Annotated in this window: 18 protein-coding genes and 1 pseudogene; 5 read left to right on the top strand and 14 right to left on the bottom strand. The window is 57.2% G+C overall.

The genetic code is table 11. The annotated features are described in order from the left end of the window. Positions 1 to 203: 203 nt before the first annotated feature. Both ABLV30_RS12905 and ABLV30_RS12900 read left to right on the top strand, forming a co-directional pair. The gene (locus tag ABLV30_RS12905) at positions 204 to 1,415 is read left to right on the top strand and encodes a DUF3440 domain-containing protein (RefSeq protein ID WP_265801733.1); all 1,212 of its coding nucleotides are present in this window, start codon (positions 204 to 206) and stop codon (positions 1,413 to 1,415) included. Continuing rightward, on the top strand, positions 1,415 to 2,041 hold the full coding sequence (locus ABLV30_RS12900) for a ParB/RepB/Spo0J family partition protein (RefSeq protein ID WP_014227775.1): 627 nt from the start codon (positions 1,415 to 1,417) through the stop codon (positions 2,039 to 2,041). Before ABLV30_RS12905 ends, ABLV30_RS12900 begins: the two co-directional genes overlap by 1 nt. A 10-nt stretch (positions 2,042 to 2,051) precedes the next feature. On the opposite strand, the gene mdtM is transcribed toward ABLV30_RS12900, so the two are convergent. Then, positions 2,052 to 3,293, bottom strand: a complete 1,242-nt coding sequence (gene mdtM, locus ABLV30_RS12895) for a multidrug efflux MFS transporter MdtM (protein WP_025108166.1) — start codon at positions 3,291 to 3,293, stop codon at positions 2,052 to 2,054. Between the two features lie 163 nt (positions 3,294 to 3,456). Then, entirely contained in the window at positions 3,457 to 4,746 is a 1,290-nt protein-coding gene (locus tag ABLV30_RS12890; RefSeq protein ID WP_265801736.1) for a DUF445 domain-containing protein, read from the bottom strand. A gap of 300 nt (positions 4,747 to 5,046) precedes the next feature. On the opposite strand from ABLV30_RS12890, the gene ABLV30_RS12885 reads away from it, so the two are divergent. Continuing rightward, a complete protein-coding gene (locus ABLV30_RS12885) occupies positions 5,047 to 5,481 on the top strand; it encodes a hypothetical protein (RefSeq protein ID WP_046877824.1) in 435 nt (144 codons plus the stop codon). A gap of 89 nt (positions 5,482 to 5,570) precedes the next feature. Here ABLV30_RS12885 and ABLV30_RS12880 read toward each other — a convergent pair whose 3' ends face one another. Next, the gene (locus tag ABLV30_RS12880) at positions 5,571 to 6,212 is read right to left on the bottom strand and encodes a LysE family translocator (protein ID WP_047724601.1); all 642 of its coding nucleotides are present in this window, start codon (positions 6,210 to 6,212) and stop codon (positions 5,571 to 5,573) included. 46 nt (positions 6,213 to 6,258) lie between these two features. Beyond that, positions 6,259 to 7,074: pseudogene (locus ABLV30_RS12875) on the bottom strand (AraC family transcriptional regulator). 208 nt (positions 7,075 to 7,282) lie between these two features. Here ABLV30_RS12875 and ABLV30_RS12870 point away from each other — a divergent pair. Together ABLV30_RS12870 and ABLV30_RS12865 are read left to right on the top strand one after the other, a co-directional pair. Then, positions 7,283 to 8,209 (top strand): Rpn family recombination-promoting nuclease/putative transposase, encoded by a 927-nt coding sequence (locus ABLV30_RS12870; protein WP_049082909.1) that lies wholly within the window; start codon positions 7,283 to 7,285, stop codon positions 8,207 to 8,209. A 178-nt stretch (positions 8,210 to 8,387) separates the two neighbouring features. Next, positions 8,388 to 9,758 carry an NAD-dependent succinate-semialdehyde dehydrogenase gene (locus ABLV30_RS12865; protein ID WP_116280464.1) on the top strand — a complete coding sequence of 457 codons (1,371 nt, stop codon included), beginning with the start codon at positions 8,388 to 8,390 and terminating at the stop codon, positions 9,756 to 9,758. A gap of 46 nt (positions 9,759 to 9,804) precedes the next feature. Here ABLV30_RS12865 and ABLV30_RS12860 read toward each other — a convergent pair whose 3' ends face one another. The 10 genes from ABLV30_RS12860 to hpaI form a co-directional block, all read right to left on the bottom strand. Further along, complete coding sequence (locus ABLV30_RS12860) at positions 9,805 to 10,125, bottom strand: hypothetical protein (RefSeq protein WP_047724594.1); 321 nt, start codon at positions 10,123 to 10,125, stop codon at positions 9,805 to 9,807. Then, entirely contained in the window at positions 10,125 to 10,670 is a 546-nt protein-coding gene (locus ABLV30_RS12855; RefSeq protein ID WP_004098290.1) for a YfaZ family outer membrane protein, read from the bottom strand. The genes ABLV30_RS12860 and ABLV30_RS12855 overlap by 1 nt, the downstream gene beginning before the upstream one ends. Positions 10,671 to 11,017: 347 nt before the next feature. After that, positions 11,018 to 11,974, bottom strand: coding sequence for a GTPase (yjiA, locus tag ABLV30_RS12850; RefSeq protein WP_049082904.1), 957 nt, complete (start codon positions 11,972 to 11,974; stop codon positions 11,018 to 11,020). Positions 11,975 to 11,985: 11 nt separating this feature from the next. After that, the gene (locus tag ABLV30_RS12845) at positions 11,986 to 12,189 is read right to left on the bottom strand and encodes a YbdD/YjiX family protein (protein WP_004098292.1); all 204 of its coding nucleotides are present in this window, start codon (positions 12,187 to 12,189) and stop codon (positions 11,986 to 11,988) included. A 109-nt stretch (positions 12,190 to 12,298) separates the two neighbouring features. Then, positions 12,299 to 14,449, bottom strand: coding sequence for a carbon starvation CstA family protein (locus tag ABLV30_RS12840; RefSeq protein WP_134899059.1), 2,151 nt, complete (start codon positions 14,447 to 14,449; stop codon positions 12,299 to 12,301). 297 nt (positions 14,450 to 14,746) lie between these two features. Continuing rightward, a complete protein-coding gene (locus ABLV30_RS12835; RefSeq protein WP_004098296.1) occupies positions 14,747 to 15,259 on the bottom strand; it encodes a 4-hydroxyphenylacetate 3-monooxygenase reductase subunit in 513 nt (170 codons plus the stop codon). Positions 15,260 to 15,278: 19 nt separating this feature from the next. Further along, complete coding sequence (hpaB, locus tag ABLV30_RS12830; protein WP_348865605.1) at positions 15,279 to 16,841, bottom strand: 4-hydroxyphenylacetate 3-monooxygenase, oxygenase component; 1,563 nt, start codon at positions 16,839 to 16,841, stop codon at positions 15,279 to 15,281. A gap of 362 nt (positions 16,842 to 17,203) precedes the next feature. Then, positions 17,204 to 18,094, bottom strand: a complete 891-nt coding sequence (gene hpaA, locus ABLV30_RS12825; protein WP_009652862.1) for a 4-hydroxyphenylacetate catabolism regulatory protein HpaA — start codon at positions 18,092 to 18,094, stop codon at positions 17,204 to 17,206. Positions 18,095 to 18,103: 9 nt separating this feature from the next. Then, positions 18,104 to 19,480, bottom strand: coding sequence for a 4-hydroxyphenylacetate permease (gene hpaX / locus ABLV30_RS12820; RefSeq protein ID WP_014227785.1), 1,377 nt, complete (start codon positions 19,478 to 19,480; stop codon positions 18,104 to 18,106). A gap of 43 nt (positions 19,481 to 19,523) precedes the next feature. Beyond that, a complete protein-coding gene (hpaI, locus tag ABLV30_RS12815; RefSeq protein ID WP_004098302.1) occupies positions 19,524 to 20,315 on the bottom strand; it encodes a 4-hydroxy-2-oxoheptanedioate aldolase in 792 nt (263 codons plus the stop codon). Positions 20,316 to 20,319 lie beyond the last annotated feature (4 nt).

The raw sequence follows: 20,319 nt of genomic DNA, 5'->3' as shown, positions 1-20,319 counted from the left end.
AATAGGAGTTATTCTCGTAACTTTATGAATTTAAATGAGATAATATGATTTTTATGGTGTGAATAACATTTAGTCGCGCTCGCCTTTTTTCAGCATGTTCGGTATCTGGATGAATAATCTATGAACCTGATTTCAGGTTATCTGGCTTACGGAATTTTCCTATAAGTACATTCTGACGGCGATTCATTTATCAGGGGTGAAGGATGAAACGCGTAAAACTGAATATGAATGTTTTTGACGCTGCTCTGATGCGCCTGGATTGGGTATTTGATACTTTCGAGCAGGTCTGTTTATCTTTTTCGGGTGGTAAAGACTCGACGGTATTATTTCATCTGGCGGCAGCCGTTGCGCGTAAAAAAGGGAAAAAGTTTGCGGTATTGTTCGTGGACTGGGAAGCGCAGTATTTATTAACCATCCAGCACGTACAAAATATGAAAGAGCGCTATCAGGACGTGGTAAGCCGCTTTTACTGGGTGGCGCTGCCGATGACCACGGTGAGCGGCGTATCGCAGCATGAGCCGGAATGGGTCGCCTGGCGGGCCGGGGAAGAATGGGTGAGGCAACCGCCGGATGACGCCATCACCGATGCCGGTTTTTTCCCTTTTTATCAGCCGGAAATGACCTTTGAAGCGTTTATACCGGCCTTTTCCCACTGGCTGGCCGCGGGGCGCAGTCTCGCTTCGCTGATCGGCATCCGCACCGACGAGTCGCTGCATCGCTATATGGCGCTTACCTCGCCGACCAAACTGCGCTTTGAGGAAGATAAACCCTGGACCACCGCCTCGCCGGAAGGGTTCAGCTATACCTGCTATCCCCTCTATGACTGGCGGACCCGCGACATCTGGATCTTTAATCATAAGTCGCGCCTCCCCTACAACCCGCTCTATGATCTGATGCATCGCGCCGGGGTGCCGCTGAAAAATATGCGCGTCTGCGAGCCCTTCGGCCCCGAGCAGCGGCGCGGGCTGTGGCTCTATCACATTCTTGAGCCGGAGACCTGGGAGCGGATGTGCCGTCGGGTATGCGGCGCGCACAGCGGCGCGATTTACGCCAACGCCAGCGGCGACTACTTTGCGCTGAAGACCAAAATCCGCAAACCGGCGCATTTTAGCTGGCGCGAGTATGCGCTCTTTCTGCTCGACAGCATGCCGGCAAAAACCGCCGAGCATTACCGTAATAAAATCGCTATTTATCTGCACTGGTACCAGTCCCGCGGTTTCCCTGTCGATATTCCCGACGAGCAGGAAAAAGATCTCGGCTATCGCGATGTTCCCTCATGGCGCCGCATCTGCAAGACGCTGCTGAAAAACGATTTCTGGTGCCGGATGCTGTCGTTCAGCCCGACGCAGCCAAAGCACTATGAGCGCTACTGTCGGCTGGTGAGTAACAAACGTAAAGAGTGGAGGACGCTTTGATGTCGCCGGATGTGGCTAAGACAGTGATTGAATATCTCGAGTCGTTTGATGATGTTGACCTGAAAATCAAAGCGATTAACGAGCTGAAGAGCCTGATCCACCAGCACAGTCCCTTCTGCCGCGAGCCGGTGGACTGCGTGCTGTGGGTCGAGGCCAAAACGGTTGAGGCGAATGACTACAACCCCAACGTGATGGCGACGGTGGAAAAAAAACTGCTGGAACGCTCTATCGAACTGGATGGTTTTACCCAACCGGTAGTGGTGGCTCGCCAGCAGCGACGGCACCTGGTCGTGGACGGTTTTCATCGCCACCTGATTGGTAAGAGTCGCCCGGAGCTGAACCGGCGCCTGCATGGTTATCTTCCGGTGACGCTCATCAATGCCGAACGCGAAGGGCAGAAAGAGCGCATCGCCGCCACCATTCGCCATAATCGCGCCAGGGGCAAACATCAGATCGCGGCAATGTCCGACATCGTCCGCGATTTACATCGCCAGGGCTGGGACGATCGGCGCATCGGCGAAGAGCTCGGTATGGATGCGGACGAGGTGCTGCGCCTGAAACAGATCAGCGGCCTGACGGAGCTGTTCGCCGACGAGAGCTTTAGTGAAGCCTGGACCGTGGAGTAGCCAATGTGCGCTACTCCTGCGCCAGCGCGGCTTCCGGCTGCTGGCGTATCCGGCTTAATAAACCCGCCAGACAGCACGCGGCCGCAATCCCCGCCGCCACCCCCAGCAGATGAAAAGGCAGCCTGCCGCCGTTAAACCACAGCCAGCGCGCCGCTTCGATAGAGAGCGCGCTGACGCTAAGGATCACGATATTCAGCGAAGCGGAAACGGTGCCCTTTGGCAGATCGTTTGAAAACAGGGTAAAGCGGAACAGTGTCGGGAAGATCAGCCCGATGCCGAAGGCGTAGAAGCAGGTGCCGATCACCGACCACAGCCAGACGTGCGGCCACAGCAGGTTGCCGAGGATCAGGATCGCCAGCCCGGTCATCTGGATGGGCACCGCGCGCCAGATAAAGCGCGGACGCGTCGGGTCTTTTACCCAGCGCGCCACCGACAGGTTGGCAATAATCACCGCGCTGAAGACCGGCACCTGGGTCCAGGCGAACTCGGCGGTGGTCAGCCCGCCGTCGTCAATCAGGATAACCGGCGAGACCGCAACCCAGCTCATCAGTGGAATATAGCTGAGCGAGAGCGTGGCGGCGCCGAACAGAAAAACGCGGTTGCGGAAAACATCGCGGAAATCGCGCAGCACGCCGCTGGCGCTGAAGGGGACGTCGCCGCGCCGGACGGTCTCCGGCATATTCAGCAGTAGCCCCAGCCAGGCGATAAACCCCATGACGGCAATAATCCCGAACAGCACTTTCCAGTGCACGAAGTGCATCAGCGCCGCGCCGGAGAGCGGGCCAATTATTGGCGCGATCAGCACGATCGAGGTAATAATCGCCATCAGCTTAATGGCTTTTGTCTGGCCGAACGCCTCCTGCACGGTGACGTAGCCAACCGTAGCGATAAAACAGATGCTGGTGCCCTGAACAAAGCGCGCGGCGAGGAACTGTTCCATTGAGGTGGTGAACAGGGTCGCGAAGCAGGCCAGGGTAAAGATCAGCGCGCCGGTGAGCAGCACCGGACGGCGGCCGATACGATCGGAGAGCGGCCCGAGCAGCCACTGTAGCGCCATGCCGCCGGCCATATACAGGCTGACCGAGGCGGGAGCCAGCGCCACGTCGGCGTCAAAGTCGCGCACCACGTGAATAATCCCCGGCTGGATAAGATCGGTGGTCAGATAGGCGGCAAAGTCATACAGGATCAGCGCCGCCGGGAAGAACAGCGTGGCGGAATGGCGGGCGAAAAAACGGGTCATCCATTGCAACATCGGTGGGCTCCTTGTTGAGTCTCTACGCCATAAATAGCCGTTTATGCGCGCACTATTTCAGCACTTCACACTGCAATAAATTTAGGGTCAACATAAATATCCATGTGTTTTTAATGGTTAATATGTATTCATATAAGAAATACATTAAAAACAAAAAGTTGAATTAAATATGTAAATGCAGCAGCGAAGGAATTTGTGAAAACAGCCACAGCAGCAGACCGATAGTGCCGCCAACCAGCGTGCCGTTGATGCGGATAAACTGCAGATCCTTACCAATGTTCAGCTCGATTTGTCGCGACATATCGCGGGAGTCCCAGCTTTTGACCGTATCGCTGATATGGCGCGTCAGGAAGGCGGCAAACTCCGGGGCCACCCGGTGCGCCGCCTGCTCAAGATGTTCGTTCAGGGATTCGCGCAGCGCCTCATCGTGGAGCAGCGTTTCGCCAAACCACTGACCGGCTTCGGCAATGCGCTGCTTAATGCGTGAATCGTCGCTATTAACATCGTTTTTAACCCAGCCGCGCAGATCGGCCCATACCTCGCCCAGATAGCGGTTAAAGGTCTCATCGTTTTTCAGATACGCTTTGATATTGTCCGCTTTTTCCGCCATCAGCGGATCGGACTTCAGGTTGTCGATCAGCTTCAGCGCCGCGCGATCGAAGGCCTGGCGGATCTGATGGGCGCGATCCTGACTCACTTCGTCGAGCAGCGTGTTAACCGCGTCGGTAACCATTTCAGCGCTGTGCTCGCCGAGCCATTCGGTAGGCAGCAGCCTGGCTTTAAGCGGATGCTCGGTCTCCAGCCAGTGCACGATGCCGCGGGCAATAAACGCCCGCGAGCTGTCGCGTTGGAGCAGGGCGATCAGCTGGCTAATCAGCGAATCGAGCAGCTTCTGGTGGCGGTTATCGCGCGTCAGCCCTTCCAGCATCATCGCGCTGGTTTGGGTTAAATCGATCTTATCAATCGCTTTATGTACCGCCCGACGCAGCAGGCGCTGAATGCGCGCGTCATCGGTTAGCTCCAGAAAGCCGCTCATCACCTGCAGCAGATGCTGGCCGACCCGACGCGCGTTTTCCGGCTGGCTGAACCAGTTACCGAGCATCAGCGCCGGTTCATAGCGCCGGATCAGCGCGACCAGAGAGGGCGTATCGAGAAATTTTTCCTGCACGAAATAGCCGAGATTATCGGCAATCCGGTCCTTATTACGCGGAATAATCGCCGTATGCCGCGCAACGAACGGCAGCGGAATACGGCGAAACAGCGCCACGACCGCAAACCAGTCCGCCAGCGCGCCGACCATTGCCGCTTCGGAAATAGCCTTTAGCGCACCGACCCATGGCGTTGGCGGCAGCACGAGGGTAGTGATAAAAATGGCGGCTGCAATCAGCAGCAGCGAGAGCGCCAGCAGCTTGGCGCGTTTCAGTTCAACGAGTTTTTCCATAAGCTTAAGCATATAGCCTGACGGCTAATGCGTAAAATCTTGGCCATTTGACGCCCTGGTCATTCGGATTCCTCTTTTTCCGACGAGAGAGACGATGAGGGTTAATTTAATTTACGTAGCTTAAATTCTATTTTTAAATAATTAAACTTAAATGCATTCATAATATATATCCCACATGGGTTTTTTCTTAAGTTAGTTATTAATAAGTGATCTTAATCACATTATATTCAAGGTTAAATAAGGCATTGTTTATTTCAGGGAAAACGTTAATCAATTTCTCTTGCTACTGGTCTTTTATAAAAGGAGTTTTTCATGATTGGTATATTTAAATATGCAGCAAAAAAAGACATGGTATTAGGTATTAGCGATCAGCAAGCCGGGGCTAAGGCTGTTATCTTACCGACGTCCTCACCGTTAAATAAAATTCTGTGGTCGGTTGATGACAGGACCGGCGAGATCGTCCTGGCCGCCAGCGAGGAGCTGCTGCTGGGCATTTGCGGGGATCGTATGGGCTCAGGCGCAGCGATTGAGCTCCAGGTTCGCGGGAATAAAGCGACGCAGCGGTGGGATTTAGTCAGCTCACGTCGCTTTATTAAAAGCAAACAAAACCCGAGCTTTGTTATGGACAGCTACAACCGCGGCACGAACCAGGGGAATCCGATTATTCTTTTCGAATTTAACGGCTCGGAAGCACAGCAGTGGGTATTTGTACCGATGGATATGTTGACGGCAAATAGTCCGGAATAATTATTGTGTAAGATGGCGATAGAGTGAAGCCTCGTTTATTCCCTGCTGGGGAACGGCGAGGCTTTGTCCTTATTTGATGATTGGTAATATTAATTAAAAATAAACTGCCACACAATCCAACAACCAAAAGCCATCAATACGCCGCCGGCCGTGCGCTCGACTCGCCAGACGACGGCGGAAAGGCGGCGCTGCACCGACGGTAGCGCAATCAGCGTGACCAGCAACAGATCCCATATCAACACCACGCTGGTCATCCAGGCTCCGCTGACGGCCTGCTGCACCAGCGTGACGTTCGGGCCCAGCAGGGAGGTCATCAGCGCGAGGTAGAACAGCGCGTTTTTCGGATTGAGCAGCGAAGAACCCAGCCCGAGAAAAAGCTGTTTCACCAGCGGCGGGCGCGAAGCCGAGGCGCCGTGCAGCGCCAGCGTGGTCGGACGGCTTCTGAGCAGCAGGCTGCCAATCCACAGTAAATACGCCGCGCCCAGCAGCTCAATCACCGTAAACAGCAGCGGCGCCTGGCGCAGGATCCCCCAGCCGATAATGGCCAGAAGAATATACAGACCGTTTCCGGCGGCAATGCCGATACACAGGCCGACGCTGCCGCGCAGGCGATAGCGGATGGCGTAGCCCACCAGCAGAAAAAAATCCGGCCCGGGGCTCAGCAGGGCGACAAAATGGGAGAGCGCCAGCGCGGGGAAGGCGGAGGGAAAGAGCGTAGCGAGTATGTCCATAGCAACCTCAGTATTAATCTGAGGTCACCTTACGCCAGCGTAAACGCTAATTATTGTCTGTTATTGATCGGGACTGCGCATACTGGCGCGGCGTGGCGGCGGTATAGCTGACAAAGGTTTTATGAAAGTGGCTCTGGTCGGCAAACCCGGCCTAGTAGCCGACATCGGCGATATTATCCCCGGCCCGCAGGCGCGTTTTGGCGAACTCAATCCGCGCGATATTGATAAAGCTGGCGGGCGTCAGGCCGGTATCCTGCTTGAAGGCGCGGATCAGCGTCTCTTTGCGCAGCGCAAACTCATCGGCGAGGCTATCCAGCGTCGGCGGCGCCTGCAGATTGGTTGCCAGACGACTGAACAAACGCGCGCTGGTCTGACTAAGCGCCACAGGCGCGAGCGGGCGCAGCGGCAGGTCGCGCAGGAACCGGGCGACGCTGGCGGGTAGCGCGGCGGTGTTTTGCTGAGTCATCAACGCCACGATCTGCAGATACCGGGCAAAGAGCCCGGTATCGCGAATCACCGGCTGGGAGGTTATCAGCCGCTCGTGATGCGCATCGTTTGCCAGCTGCCGCCAGCACCAGCTTAGCTCGAGATAGAGCATATGGTAGCTGCGCGGCTGGCCGTCGCGCGGATTGCAGCTGTGGGGCGCCTGGGCGGGGATAATAATCAGATCGCCCGGCCGCAGCAGATACTCCTGCCCGTTGCAGATACAGCGCGTTTCCCCCTCGATAATCGCCCCCACGGAGAGCTGCGGATGGCGGTGACGTTTATAGGCCTGACGGCTTTGCCAGGTGCTGCGCAGCTCCAGCCAGGGCAGCTGTTCGTCGCGCCAGAAGGTTTGCTGAATATCGCGCGTATGGCTCACGGTGGGCTCCTTAGCTGAGGGGGATAGCTGTTTATAACATGCCTTCATCCTGCGGGAGAACCGCGAGTCGCGTTCAACAAAAATGTCTCGCTTGCAGCCGAAGGAAGATATCTTTCGTCGCGGCTCGTAAAGGTCAGCAACAGTGTGTGTGATGAGAAAAATGGCGCAGTAGAGTGGCGGCAGGATTTTTTTACGCAGGCGGATAGCCATGGAAAAGGGTACTACGTCAACGCCGCACGATGCGGTCTTCAAACAGTTTTTACGTCAAGCTGATACCGCGCGCGACTTTTTGGATATCCATCTTCCTCCGGCGCTCAGACAGCTTTGCGACCTGGATTCGCTGACGCTTGAATCCGGGAGCTTTATTGAGGAGAACCTGCGGGCATACTACTCCGATGTTCTTTGGGCACTGAAAACCGCGGCGGGAGAAGGCTATATCTATGTTGTCATCGAGCATCAAAGCTCTCCGGATGCGTATATGGCCTTCAGAATGATGCGTTACGCCATTGCTGCGATGCAGCGCCATCTGGATAACGGACATAAAACGCTGCCGCTGGTTGTACCGATACTGTTCTATCATGGCGTCGCCACGCCTTATCCCTGGTCGTTATCCTGGCTCGACAAGTTTGCCGACCCTGCTCTGGCTAAGCAGCTTTATACCATGCCGTTTCCGCTGGTGGATATTACCGTCGTGCCTGATGACGAAATTGTCCAGCATCGAAGAGTCGCCTTACTGGAGCTGATGCAAAAACATATTCGTCAGCGCGATTTGCTGGGCATTGTGGAACATCTGACGGCCATTTTGCTTAGCGGATACGCTAATGACAGGCAGCTAAAAACGCTGTTTAATTACCTGATTCACTCGGGCAAAGCGCTTCGGTTGGGGAAATTTATCCGCGAAGTGGCTCAGCGTGTTCCGCAGCATAAGGAGAAGCTCATGACTATCGCCGAAAGGTTACGTGAAGTGGGGCGCAGGCAGGGGAAGCGGGAAGGTCGACTGGAGGGCGTTGAGGAGGGGCAGCGCGCCGAAGCGCGGCGTATTGCTCAAACGATGCTCGCCGAAGGTATGGCCCTGGAAACGGTGCTGAGAATTACCGGTTTGTCGGAGGCGGATATCCGGGCTGTTACTCATTAACTTATTGATATTGAGCTGTTATTTATGGGCGATTTATGCCGAGAGCGCGCTCCGTTCCATTTCGGGAAAATTCCGTATCTCTCTGAGTTTGGCCGCATCCTCAGTTATCTCGACTACCCTTAATATCCTGTGCGGTATTTATGACTGCGTTAACAGCGATAACAAGGAGACATGCGATATGGCTTATCAGACGGTGAATCCTGCAAACAATCAGCTTATCAAAGCGTACCCGGCACACAGCGACGCGGACGTGGAAGCGGCTCTGCAGAAGGCGGATGCGCTATATCATTCGTCGTGGTCGAAAGGCGATATAGCGCAGCGGCTATCGGTGCTGTACAAGCTGGCGGATCTGATCGACGGCCGGGTTGACGAGCTGGCGAAAATCGCCAGCCAGGAAATGGGCAAACTCATTGAGCAAAGCCGCGGTGAAGTGAAGCTGTGCGCGCAAATTGCCCGCTACTACGCCGACAACGCCAAACAGTTTTTGGCGCCGGTAAAGTATCCGTCCGAGCTGGGTGAAGCCTGGGTCGAACACCATCCCATCGGCGTACTGATGGCGGTAGAACCGTGGAACTTCCCTTATTATCAGCTTATGCGCGTGCTGGCACCGAACCTGGCGGCGGGGAACCCGGTTATCGCCAAACATGCCAGCATCGTCCCGCACTGTGCGGAAACCTTCGCCCACCTGGTACGCGAAGCCGGTGCGCCGGAGGGCGCGTGGACTAACCTTTTTATTTCTCAGGATCAGGTGGCGAAGATTATCGCCGACGATCGCGTACAGGGTGCGGCCCTGACCGGCTCGGAAAAAGCCGGTAGCGTGGTGGCGGCGCAGGCGGCTAAACACATCAAGAAAGCGACGCTTGAACTGGGCGGCAACGATGTCTTTGTGGTCCTGGACGACGCCGATCTGGAGAAGGCGGTGAAGATCGGCGTGCAGGCGCGGCTCAACAACGCAGGCCAGGTGTGCACCGCGGCGAAGCGCTTTATCCTGCATGAAAAAATTGCCGACTCGTTCCTGAGCCAGTTTACCGAGGCCTTCCGTCAGGTGAAAATCGGCGATCCGCTGGATGAGCGCACGACGCTGGGGCCGCTCTCTTCAAAAGATGCGCTGGACACGCTGACCAGGCAGGTGAACGACGCGGTGAAAAACGGCGCGAAGCTGCACCTGGGCGGCAAACCCGCGCAGCGGGAAGGCAGCTTTTTCGAGCCCACCATACTCACCGGCATTACCCGCGATAACCCGGCCTACTTCGAAGAGTTCTTCGGCCCGGTCGCGCAAATCTACGTGGTGAAAGATGACGATGAGGCGATGAAGCTGGCCAACGATTCGCACTATGGCCTTGGCGGAGCCGTATTCAGCCAGGATATCGAAAGGGCGAAACGCATGGCGTCGCGGATTGAAACCGGTATGGTCTATATCAACTGGCTAACCGATACCGCTCCGGAGCTGCCGTTTGGCGGCGTTAAGCGCTCCGGGTTTGGCCGCGAGCTTTCCGATCTCGGGATTAAAGAGTTTGTGAATCAGAAGCTGGTGGTCGTGCATAAATAACGGCGTGAAGACAAAAACCTGCCATCTGGCAGGTTTTTTTTGGCGTTCACTGAACTTCAATCTTATCCCAGCCGCTCTTAAACATGCAGCTGTCGACGAGCGTATCCCTGCGCCCCTCATTGGCGTCCTCAACCGTATAGCTGGTGGAAATATCCTTTTTCTTGTTCTTTTTGTCCGTTTTTTCCGAGCTTGAACCGGTGACGACGTTATCCGGGGGGAGATCGATCAGCGCCTGCGCTTCGCACTCCGTGAGCTTTTTACTCATCTCCGTATCGCTGACTCCCGGCTTCACCCATTTGTACTGGACGCAGCCTGACAGCAGCACGGTGAAGCTCAGAACGCAAAGCGCGGCGAAGCGGCCGTTCATCAGAAGGTAACCCCGCCGCCGACATAGGCGCCGTCAATCAGCGTGTGGCCCGGGCGGCCATCTTTGCCGTCGACGCTGACATGGCGATAGCCCACTTTCAGCGTGACCGGGGTGATTGGCGTCCAGCTTACGCCGCCGTTGGCTTCAACGTAGTTTTTGACGCTATTGTTCAGGCCCTCCGGTGCGGCATAGCCCTCACCATAGAGATGGATGCTGTCGGTCAGGGCCACGTTGACGCCGCCGCCGATGGGGAAGGCCACGCCGTTATCGCCTTTTTTAGGACCGAGGTAGATGGCTTTCGCGCCGGCATTGAACATTACCGGGCCGAGTTCCAGGTTATAACCCGCGCCTACGCCGCCTGTCTGGGTACCGTCATCGGTATTTTTGAGCCAGTTGCTTTCCACATACAGGCCAGAGGAGGATTTCCCCATTTCCAGATTCAGGTTGGTGAAGTTCTTGCCCTGCTCAACGGTGCCGCCCATCGCGAGTGCGGATCCCGAGACGGCAGTCAACGCCGAGAGAAGAAGGATATTCAGCTTTTTCATGTTTTATGCCTCATCATTACATTACGCGGAGGGCACCTTAACAATCGATTTTTATGACTGCAAATCAGCGAGTGATGGCTGTTTTATGCTAATTTTGTTATTAGATATATTTATTTGTGTTGTTTGTTAGTTGTTTTTACTGTGGAGTCAATGGGTAATCTTTAGCCGTTGAGCGTGAGTTGAATCTTTTGGCTAAATATTCGCTGAACAGGCGCGAAAAAGCGGTTGTGGACGCAATAATTGGCTTTCTAATTATTTCCAAAAACATTTCTACTGTTACATATAAGAACGGAATTTTACATTTCAGCCGCGCATTCCCCCTCCAGAAGAGGGGGAATGCGACATGACTACTTGCGCAGGCTCGCAAATGCGGTGCGAATCTCATCTTCCGGAAGCTGTATTCCAATAAACACCAGGGTACTGTGCGGCCGCTCATCGCCCCACGGCCGGTCCCAGTCGGCGCTGTATAGCCGTTGAACGCCCTGGAACAGCAGGCGGTTGGGCTCGCCGTCGATCCACAGCATCCCTTTATAGCGCATCAGCTGTTCAGCAAAGGTGAGCAGCAGGTTTTCCATCACCCGCGAGACGTCGCTGATATCCACCGGATAATCCAGCTCCACCACGATAGACGACACGTCGTTCTGCTTATCGGCCATAAAGTGGAAGCGCGGTTTGCTGCTGACCACGTTCTCTTCCAGCATAAAGCCGCTGGTGTTAAACAGCAGATTCAGGTCGATATCGCCGTGGGTGACGTTGTAAATCGGCGCGCGGGCGTTAATACGCATCAGCCGTTCGCGGAGCTTGTCGCTGTCGCCCGCCATGTCAGTTTTGGTGAGCAGGATACGATCGGCGTAGCCCACCTGCGACTGGGCAATGGTGAACTGATTCATCTGCTGGTCGGCATGCACCGCGTCAACCAGCGCAATCACGCCATCCAGCAGATAGCGTTCACACAGCACATCGTGAGAGAAAAAGGTCTGGATGATCGGGCCGGGGTCGGCCATGCCTGTGCATTCGATCACCAGCCGGTCAAAATCAATTTCTCCGCGATCGCGGCTGTCGAGCAGATCGAGCAGGGCGTCTTCCAGTTCGTTGGAACGGGTACAGCAGATGCAGCCGTTGGTCAGGGTTTTAATCTGCGTGGCGCGATCGCCGATAAGCTGGTCATCGACGGCGACTTCGCCAAATTCGTTTTCGATAACGGCAATTTTAAAGCCGTGCCGTTCGTTCAGGATATGGCGCAGCAGGGTGGTTTTACCCGCGCCAAGAAAACCGGTGAGCAGGGTGACTGCAATCGGTGCCATGTTTGCCTCCATTAGCAGCAGCGTACGCCGCCTTTGCCGTCGCCGCCGTAGCGGGCCTGCTGGCGTTCGCGAAAGAATTCATCGTAGGTCATGTACGGCTTGTCCGGATGGTTAGTCTGCATATGCTCGACGTAATTATCGTAATCCGGAATGCCAATCAGCATTTTCGCTGCCTGACCGAGGTATTTTTTTGCCTGACCTAAGTTACCAAACATTGTGAGTCCCAGAGAACGAATAAAGCCGGATGGCGGCTAGCGCCTCATCCGGCCTACAAACATTCGTTTGTGTAGACCGGATAAGCGTAGCGCCATCCGGCATTAAGGTTTAGTGATGCGAAGAGGTCTTCACGCCGCCTTCCGGTACCGGCATGTACGGGGTCTCTTTGTCGGTACGCACTTTATTGTTGCGCACGTTGAGCCAGGTTTTGATGCCGTAGAAGATGATGCTGTAGACCACCACCAGGAACAGAATGCTCAGACCCGCGTTGGTGTAGTTGTTCACCACGATATGGTTCATGTTGGCAATCTGCTGCGCGGTCAGTTCGCCGCCGGCGGCGATCTTCTCTTTATACTGCTGCGCCATGAAGAAGAAGCCTTCCATCTGCGGATTGGTGCTGAACAGTTTCAGGCCCAGCGCCCAGGTGGTGCACAGCAGCAGCCATGCGGCCGGGATCACGGTGACCCAGATATATTTGGTGCGCTGCATTTTGACCAGCACCACGGTGCCGAGCACCAGCGCCACGGCGGCCAGCATCTGGTTAGAGATACCGAACAGCGGCCACAGGCTCTTCACGCCGCCCAGCGGGTCGACCACGCCCTGATACAGCAGGTAGCCCCACAGGCCGACGCAGCCCGCGGTACCGATAACACCGGCCACCAGCGAGTCGGTTTTCTTGAGGAACGGCACGAAGTTGCCCAGCAGATCCTGCAGCATAAAGCGGCCTGCACGGGTACCGGCATCCAGCGCGGTAAGGATAAACAGCGCTTCAAACAGAATACCGAAGTGGTACCAGAAGCCCATATCCGCCATCGGGATGATTTTGTGGAACACGTGAGCGATACCCACGGCCAGCGTCGGCGCGCCGCCCGCGCGGTTCAGTACCGACGGTTCGCCGATATCTTTCGCGGTTTGCAGGATTTGCTCAGGTGAGATCACGAAGCCCCAGGAGCTGACGGTCGCCGCCGCGTGTGCGGTGACATCCCTCAGCTGCGCGGCAATCAGCGCGGCGTTCTCACCGCCCATTTCGTGCAGGTTCGGCATGGTGATGCCCAGACCCGCCGGCGGGGTGTTCATCGCGAAGTAGAGGCCCGGTTCGATAATTGAGGCCGCTACCAGCGCCATCACCGCCACGAAGGACTCCATCAGCATTGCGCCGTAGCCGATAAAGCGGGCGTCGGTTTCGTTAGCCAGCAGCTTCGGCGTGGTGCCGGAGGCGATCAGGGCGTGGAAGCCGGAGACCGCGCCGCAGGCGATAGTGATAAACAGGAACGGGAACAGCGCGCCTTTCCACAGCGGACCGGTACCGTCAATGTACTGGGTCACCGCCGGCATTTTCAGGTCCGGGTTGAGGATAACAATGCCCAGCGCCAGGCCGACGATAACGCCAATTTTCAGGAAGGTCGCCAGGTAGTCGCGCGGCGCCAGAATCAGCCAGACCGGCAGCAGCGCTGAGATAAACGCGTAGCCAATCAGGGTAAAGGTAATGGTGGTGTCTTTAAAGGTCAGCGCCGGGCCCCAGTACGGGTCGTGGGCAATCACGCCGCCGAAGTAAATCGACGCTACCAGCAGGACGATACCAATCACCGATACTTCGCCTACGCGGCCCGGGCGCAGGAAGCGCATGTAGATCCCCATAAACAGGGCGATCGGCACGGTCGAGCAGACGGTGAAGACGCCCCACGGGCTTTCCGCCAGCGCTTTCACCACGATTAACGCCAGCACCGCAAGGATGATGATCATTATCAGGAAGCAGCCGAACAGCGCGATGGAACCCGGCACCGGACCCATCTCCTGCTTGATCATTTCCCCCAGCGAGGCACCGTTACGGCGCGAGGAGATGAACAGCACCATAAAGTCCTGCACCGCCCCTGCCAGCACGACGCCCGCCAGCAGCCACAGGGTACCCGGCAGGTAGCCCATCTGCGCGGCGAGCACCGGGCCCACCAGCGGACCGGCGCCGGCAATCGCGGCAAAGTGGTGGCCGAACAGCACGTAGCGGTTGGTCGGAACGTAGTTCAGGCCATCGTTATTAATCACCGCAGGCGTGGAGCGCGTAGGGTCGAGCTTCATGACCTTTTGCGCAATGTACAGGCTGTAATAACGGTAGGCGACGAGGTAGACGGAAACCGAGGCCACCACGATCCACAGCGCACTGACGTGCTCGCCGCGGCGCAGAGCGACGACCGAGAGGCAAAATGCCCCGATGATTCCAAGAATCACCCAGGGTATGTGCTTGAATAACTTTTTAGTATCCATAGTAAAACCTGGCTTAATAAGATGAATAATGGGCCGAAGCCGTCTGGGTTTAGTTAGGGTTTGAGGAGGCATTGATTAGCTATGCTGGGGACCATCTTGCCAGAACGTCGCGCGCGTAAAGTTGGGTAAATCTGTGAGTGGTTATATCCGGGGTTAAGCGGTCACTTGCGAGGGTAAGCGGTTGGGGATAAGAACGGGTGTCCGTAAATATGTGATTGAGATCACAGGAATATTCCCGCCGTGACGATGGGGGGAAGCGAGGTAATCCCCTCTCCCGCGAGAGAGGGGAAGGCAAAACTACGCCACGACGTCCATCTCCATCATCACCGGATGGAAGCGGCGCTTAAAGTAGATCAGCCCGTGGCCCTGCTGGCTCAGGGTAATGTTCCTGATTTCCACCAGATAGACCAGGTGGCTACCGATGGTCTGCACCTGGCTAATCTCGCCCTCAAGGCTCGCCAGCGCGCCTTTCAGCACCGGCTGGCCCAGCGCGCCTTTTTGCCAGCCGCTGAGGCCGAAACGGTCGTCCATCGTCATCCCGGTCATGCCGGCGAAGTGGCGGGCCATCTCCTCTTGCTCGTGGTTCAGCACGTTGATGCACAGCTTGCCGTTGCCCTGGAACACCGGATTCATCGCGCTGTTAGCGTTGATGCAGACCATTACCGACGGCGGCGTATCGGTCACCGAACAGACCGCGGTGGCGGTGATACCGCAGCGGCCCGCCTCGCCTTCGGTGGTGATGACGTTAACGGCGGCCGACAGACTGGCCATGGCATCGCGAAAACGCAGACGTTGTTCATCTAATTGCATTGTGACCTCCCGCTGCCGGTTACTTCAGCAGCTTATCCAGCATGTTGATATCGGTATTGTTGTGCAGATGCGGCACCGTCCAGCCGTTCTGGTCGTACTCGGACAGGCAGCGATCCACCATCGCCATCATTTTGTCCATGTTGCCGGAGCTCTGCGCCTGACGCAGGCACTGCAGGCGAATCTCATCCTGGCTACCGGAGTAGTTGATTTCGTACAGTTCATGACGGCCGCCAAACTCGCTGGCGATGGCGTCCCACATCAGTTTGAGGATCTTGATGCGCTCGACGTGATCCATGCCGTTCGATCCGCGCACGTATTTCGCCAGATATTCGTTGATCTGCGGATTATTGAGATCGCGGGCGCTGGACGGCAGATAGATCAGGCCGCTGGTGACGTTGCGTTCAATAATGTTTTTGATTTTGGCGTAGGCCATCGGCGCCATCACGCGATAGGTTTGCAGCGCGGCGTGATCCGGCAGATACGCGCCGTTAACCCACGGCGTGGCTTCGGCGCACATCGAATCGCTCAGCGCCCAGAACATATTGCGCCAGGCCACCACTTCGCCGAGATCCGCCTGCACGCCGCGGAACTCCAGGGTTCCGGTACACTCCAGCGAGCGCTTGAGCAGGGCGGTGATGAAATCGAGCTTCACGGCCAGACGCACGCAGGCCTGTAGCGGATACATGCGGGCGAAACCGCCCTCCATCGTCCAGCGGCGGCAGCGATCGAAGTCGCGATAGATCAGCACGTTTTCCCATGGGATCAGCACATTATCCATCACCAGGATCGCATCGTTCTCGTCGAAGCGGCTGGAGAGCGGATAATCGTAGGGCGATCCGGTTGCTCCGGCGACCAGCTCATAGGAGGCGCGGGAGATAAGCTTGACCCCTTCGGCGTCCATCGGCGCGACGAACATCAGCGCGAAGTCCGGGTTTTCGCCCATCACCTGCGCCGAGCCGAAGCCAATCATGTTGTAGTGGGTGAGCGCCGAGTTGGTGGCTACCACTTTCGCGCCGCTGACGATGATCCCGGCATCGGTCTCTTTCTCCAGCTTGATATAGACGTCTTTCACTTCGTCGGCCGGCTTATGGCGGTCGATGGGCGGGTTGACGATGGCGTGGTTAAAGTAGAGGCCTGTTTCCTGGATGCGGGTGTACCAGTTACGGGCGTTCTGTTCAAACTGACCGTAAAATCCCGGGTTTGCGCCGAGCGCGCAGCCGAACGCGGCTTTGTAGTCCGGGGTACGGCCCATCCAGCCGTAGCTCAGGCGCGACCATTCGGCGATAGCGTCGCGCTGCTGGCGCAGATCGTCGGCGCTTTTCGCGACGCGGAAGAACTTGTGGGTATAGCCGCCGCTGCCGGTATCGGTGCCCCAGCACAGGGTATCCTGCAGCTCGGGTTTATGCAGCGCGTCGTACATCTGGGCGACGGAGGCGGCGGCGTTGCGGAACGCCGGGTGGGTGGTCACGTCCTTAACGCGTTCGCCGTAGATATAGATTTCGCGGCCGTCCTGCAGGCTCTTCAGGTACTCTTCACCGGTTAACGGGCGTTTAGCGTCGGCACGGAAATTTTCAGGTTTCATAGGTGACCTCTTCAGTATTAATCGGAATGCGATGTTAAATTTATGTTTTGTTTTTGTTGTTCAATTGAAGCGGTTAACGCGGCTTTCGTGAAGAGACTTTTAGGTCAACGGTCGGTACTTTTCAGGCGGGGTTGGGTTATGTGATCGGGGGTTGGTTTTTCTATTTTCCGGCCTGGCTCCCCGATGATCCGACGACAAGCCAGGGCGGGTTTTGAATTTGTAGGCCGGACAGATGCGCAGCATCGCCTCCGGGAAATTCAGCGACTCTGCGCTCTGCTCCCGGGGGCGGCGCCTGACGCGCTTTGCCCGGGCTACCGCCTCTCAGACGGCTGCGAACTCGCCGCGCCGTCCCCGGTAAGATCTTATGATACCGGTACTTTTTGCGTTCTGAACGCGCTCGGCGAGCAGCCGACTAAGCGGTTAAAAAAGCGGGCAAAATAGGCCGGATCCTTAAAGCCCAGCTGCCAGGCTATCTCGTTGACCGCGCTGTCGGAAAAGAGCAGCAGCCTCTTGGCTTCGCGCAGCTGCCTGTCGAAAATCAGCCGTTTGGGCGGCCGGTTGGCGAAGCGGCGGCAGATATCGGTTAACCGGGATTCGGTCAGATGCAGCTCGCTGGCGTAATCCGGCACCGTCCAGTGCTGATGGTAGTGGCCGTCGATCAGCTGGTTAAACCGCTGGAACAGCTTGAGCTCGCCGCGTATCCCGCTGGCCGCGTGATCGTCAAGCTTCGCGTTGCGCAGCAGCAGGGTGAACACCGCCTGCGCCAGCAGCGTCAGGGTATGTTCCCGCCCCGGCAGCTGGGACGTCGATTCCCGTTCAATCAGCCGCCAGTAGTGCGCCAGCGCCGCCAGCTCCTCGGGCCTGTCGGCCAGCGACAGGCAGATGCCCGGCAGACCGAAAGCCTCCCGCGTGCCGGGATAGAGCACCTCCAGCAGCGGCCAGACCAGATCCTCGCGCACCGTCAGCACGTGACCGTCGCTATCGGACTCGGTGATAAAAGCGTGCGGCACCGAGGGCGGCGTCAGGACAAACAGCGGCGCCTGCACCGAATAGCGATGATCGTCGAGCTGCAGCTCAATCTGCCCGGTATCGAGAAAGTGCATCTGAAAATACTGGTCGTGACGGTGCGCCTGCATATCGCGGCCAAAGAACTCCGCCATCCTGGCAAACGATTGATAATGCACATCTTCCGTCCCCAGGCTCTCATCGTACTCTTTATTAATATCGATATTGGCTATCGGGCTCTGGCACATGGCGGCTCCTTACGGCGTCGCGCGCGGACGCGTTCCTTTCATCGGAATCACCCAGATAATCATCGCGCCGATGACCAGCAGGGCGGCGACGAACCACAGGCCGCTGCTGAAGCTGCCGGTAATATCCTTCAGCCAGCCGATCATAAAGGGGCTGAGCGCCGATCCGATATTACCCGTCGCGTTGATCACCGCGATGCCGATCGCTCTGGCGCGCAGGCTGATCGACTGATCCGGCGTGGTCCAGAAAATGGCCATTGCGCTAAACGATCCGGTGGAGGCCATCACGATCCCGAGCAGCTGGATCAGGTTGTGATCGGTGGCCGACGCCAGCAGCCAGCCCGCGGCGGCGAACAGGAACGGCAGGGCGGTGTGGTGCTTACGCTCCTGATGTTTATCGGAGTGGCGGCTCCAGTAGATCATCCCCAGAATGGTACAAATCTGCGGGATCGCCGCCAGCAGGCCGATGGTGATATTGCTGCTGCTTTCGTTAAAGCTTTTGAGGATCTGCGGCGTCCAGATGCTGATCGCGCTGAGCGTATTGGTCAGGCAGAAATAGGCCAGGGTGTACATCAGCACGATCGGCGTGAACACTTCCCGCCACAGGCTGCGCTGCTGCATGGCGTGATGGCTGATCGCCCCTTCCGGCTGGACCAGCGTCAGGCGGTCGTTATCCATCATCTCCTGCAGGCATTTTTTATCGTCCGCGGTCAGCCATTTCGCCTTCGACGGCGAATCATCAAGCCAGAACCAGACCATAATACCGAGCAGCACCGACGGGAAGCCTTCCAGCAGGAACAGCCACTGCCAGCCGTGCAGGTTCAGCAGGCCGTCCATCGACAGGATATAGCCGGAGACGATCGACCCCAGCGCGGTGGTCACCGGCATCGCGATCATAAACAGCGCGTTGGCGCGGGCGCGGAAAAAGGCCGGGAACCAGTAGGTCAGATAGAGCAGAATGCCGGGCAGAAAACCGGCCTCGGTGATCCCCACCAGCATGCGCAGGATATAAAGACTGTTCGGTCCGGTCGCGAACATGGTGGCGGTGGAGGCGATGCCCCACAGCACCATGATGGTGGCGATCCAGCGGCGAGCGCCAACGATGCTGAGCATCACGTTGCTGGGAATGCCGAATATCACGTAGGTGGCGTAAAACAGGGTGGTGGCAAGACCAAACATGGTGGCGTTAAGGCCCAGATCCTGGCCCATGGTCAGCCCGGCAAAACCGATATTGATGCGATCTAAAAACGAAAAGATAAACAGCACGAACAAAAAGACGATCAGGCGGCGAAAGAGCTTGTTGATAACCGACTGCTGCTGCGCCGTCAGCTGCTTGTGCTGATTAGCCGGATCGAACTTTTCCGGGATGGCAGATGATGTATCGCTCATTATCATTTTCCTCTAATGGGAATTTTGTAGGGTACTGCGGGTATTAATAGACGCCTGACGAACCCTGGGCGGTTTTTTCCGCGCCAAATCGCGCCGCCAGCGCTTCCGCGCCGCGGGCCAGCAGGGTGGTATCGACGCCGACGGCGACAAACAGCGCGCCGAGTTCCAGGTAGCGCTTCGCCAGCGGCTCGCTGGCCATCAGGATCCCCGGCGCTTTGCCCGCCGCGCGAATTTGCCCGATGGCGCGCTCAATGGCGGCCTGCACTTCCGGGTGCTGCGGGTTGCCGCTGAAGCCCATATCGGCGCTCAGATCCGCCGGGCCAATAAACACGCCGTCCACGCCCTCGACATCGAGGATCTGCGGCAGATTGTTGAGCGCTTCGCGGGTTTCGATCTGCACCAGCACGCACATCGCGTCGTTGGCCTGATGGAGATAATCCGGGACGCGGTTCCAGCGCGAGGCGCGGGCCAGCGCGCTGCCGACGCCGCGAATGCCCGCGGGCGGGTAGCGGGTGGCTTTCACCGCCAGCCGCGCTTCGTCGGCGTTCTGCACCATCGGCACCAGCAGGGTTTGCGCGCCGATATCCAGCAGCTGTTTAATCTGCACCGGGTCGTTCCACGACGGCCGCACCACCGGCTGGCTGGGGTAGGGAGCGATCGCCTGTAGCTGGGTCAGGATTGTCTGCACGCTGTTTGGCGCATGCTCGCCGTCGATCAGCAGCCAGTCGAACCCGGCCCCGGCCAGCAGCTCGGCGCTGTAGCTGCTGGTCAGCCCCAGCCACAGGCCAATCTGCGGACGACCCGCTTTTAAGGCGTCTTTAAAGGCGTTATGCATCAAG

The sequence above is a fragment of the Klebsiella sp. CN_Kp113 genome, from assembly GCF_040064585.1.
Classification (GTDB): Bacteria; Pseudomonadota; Gammaproteobacteria; order Enterobacterales; family Enterobacteriaceae; genus Klebsiella; species Klebsiella michiganensis.
The sequence above is the reverse complement of the archived record's forward strand: the minus strand, read 5'-3'. Positions and strand labels throughout refer to the sequence as shown.

Excerpts from the sequence above, each read along its gene's own strand:
- hpaI (WP_004098302.1), bottom strand. The coding sequence starts at position 20,315 with ATGCATAACGCCTTTAAAGACGCCTTAAAAGCGGGTCGTCCGCAGATT.
- ABLV30_RS12905 (WP_265801733.1), top strand. The coding sequence starts at position 204 with ATGAAACGCGTAAAACTGAATATGAATGTTTTTGACGCTGCTCTGATG.
- hpaX (WP_014227785.1), bottom strand. The coding sequence starts at position 19,480 with ATGAGCGATACATCATCTGCCATCCCGGAAAAGTTCGATCCGGCTAAT.
- hpaA (WP_009652862.1), bottom strand. The coding sequence starts at position 18,094 with ATGTGCCAGAGCCCGATAGCCAATATCGATATTAATAAAGAGTACGAT.
- hpaB (WP_348865605.1), bottom strand. The coding sequence starts at position 16,841 with ATGAAACCTGAAAATTTCCGTGCCGACGCTAAACGCCCGTTAACCGGT.
- ABLV30_RS12870 (WP_049082909.1), top strand. The coding sequence starts at position 7,283 with ATGGAAAAGGGTACTACGTCAACGCCGCACGATGCGGTCTTCAAACAG.
- ABLV30_RS12845 (WP_004098292.1), bottom strand. The coding sequence starts at position 12,189 with ATGTTTGGTAACTTAGGTCAGGCAAAAAAATACCTCGGTCAGGCAGCG.
- ABLV30_RS12840 (WP_134899059.1), bottom strand. The coding sequence starts at position 14,449 with ATGGATACTAAAAAGTTATTCAAGCACATACCCTGGGTGATTCTTGGA.
- ABLV30_RS12865 (WP_116280464.1), top strand. The coding sequence starts at position 8,388 with ATGGCTTATCAGACGGTGAATCCTGCAAACAATCAGCTTATCAAAGCG.
- ABLV30_RS12855 (WP_004098290.1), bottom strand. The coding sequence starts at position 10,670 with ATGAAAAAGCTGAATATCCTTCTTCTCTCGGCGTTGACTGCCGTCTCG.
- ABLV30_RS12835 (WP_004098296.1), bottom strand. The coding sequence starts at position 15,259 with ATGCAATTAGATGAACAACGTCTGCGTTTTCGCGATGCCATGGCCAGT.
- ABLV30_RS12890 (WP_265801736.1), bottom strand. The coding sequence starts at position 4,746 with ATGCTTAAGCTTATGGAAAAACTCGTTGAACTGAAACGCGCCAAGCTG.
- ABLV30_RS12885 (WP_046877824.1), top strand. The coding sequence starts at position 5,047 with ATGATTGGTATATTTAAATATGCAGCAAAAAAAGACATGGTATTAGGT.
- ABLV30_RS12900 (WP_014227775.1), top strand. The coding sequence starts at position 1,415 with ATGTCGCCGGATGTGGCTAAGACAGTGATTGAATATCTCGAGTCGTTT.
- ABLV30_RS12860 (WP_047724594.1), bottom strand. The coding sequence starts at position 10,125 with ATGAACGGCCGCTTCGCCGCGCTTTGCGTTCTGAGCTTCACCGTGCTG.
- ABLV30_RS12880 (WP_047724601.1), bottom strand. The coding sequence starts at position 6,212 with ATGGACATACTCGCTACGCTCTTTCCCTCCGCCTTCCCCGCGCTGGCG.
- mdtM (WP_025108166.1), bottom strand. The coding sequence starts at position 3,293 with ATGTTGCAATGGATGACCCGTTTTTTCGCCCGCCATTCCGCCACGCTG.
- yjiA (WP_049082904.1), bottom strand. The coding sequence starts at position 11,974 with ATGGCACCGATTGCAGTCACCCTGCTCACCGGTTTTCTTGGCGCGGGT.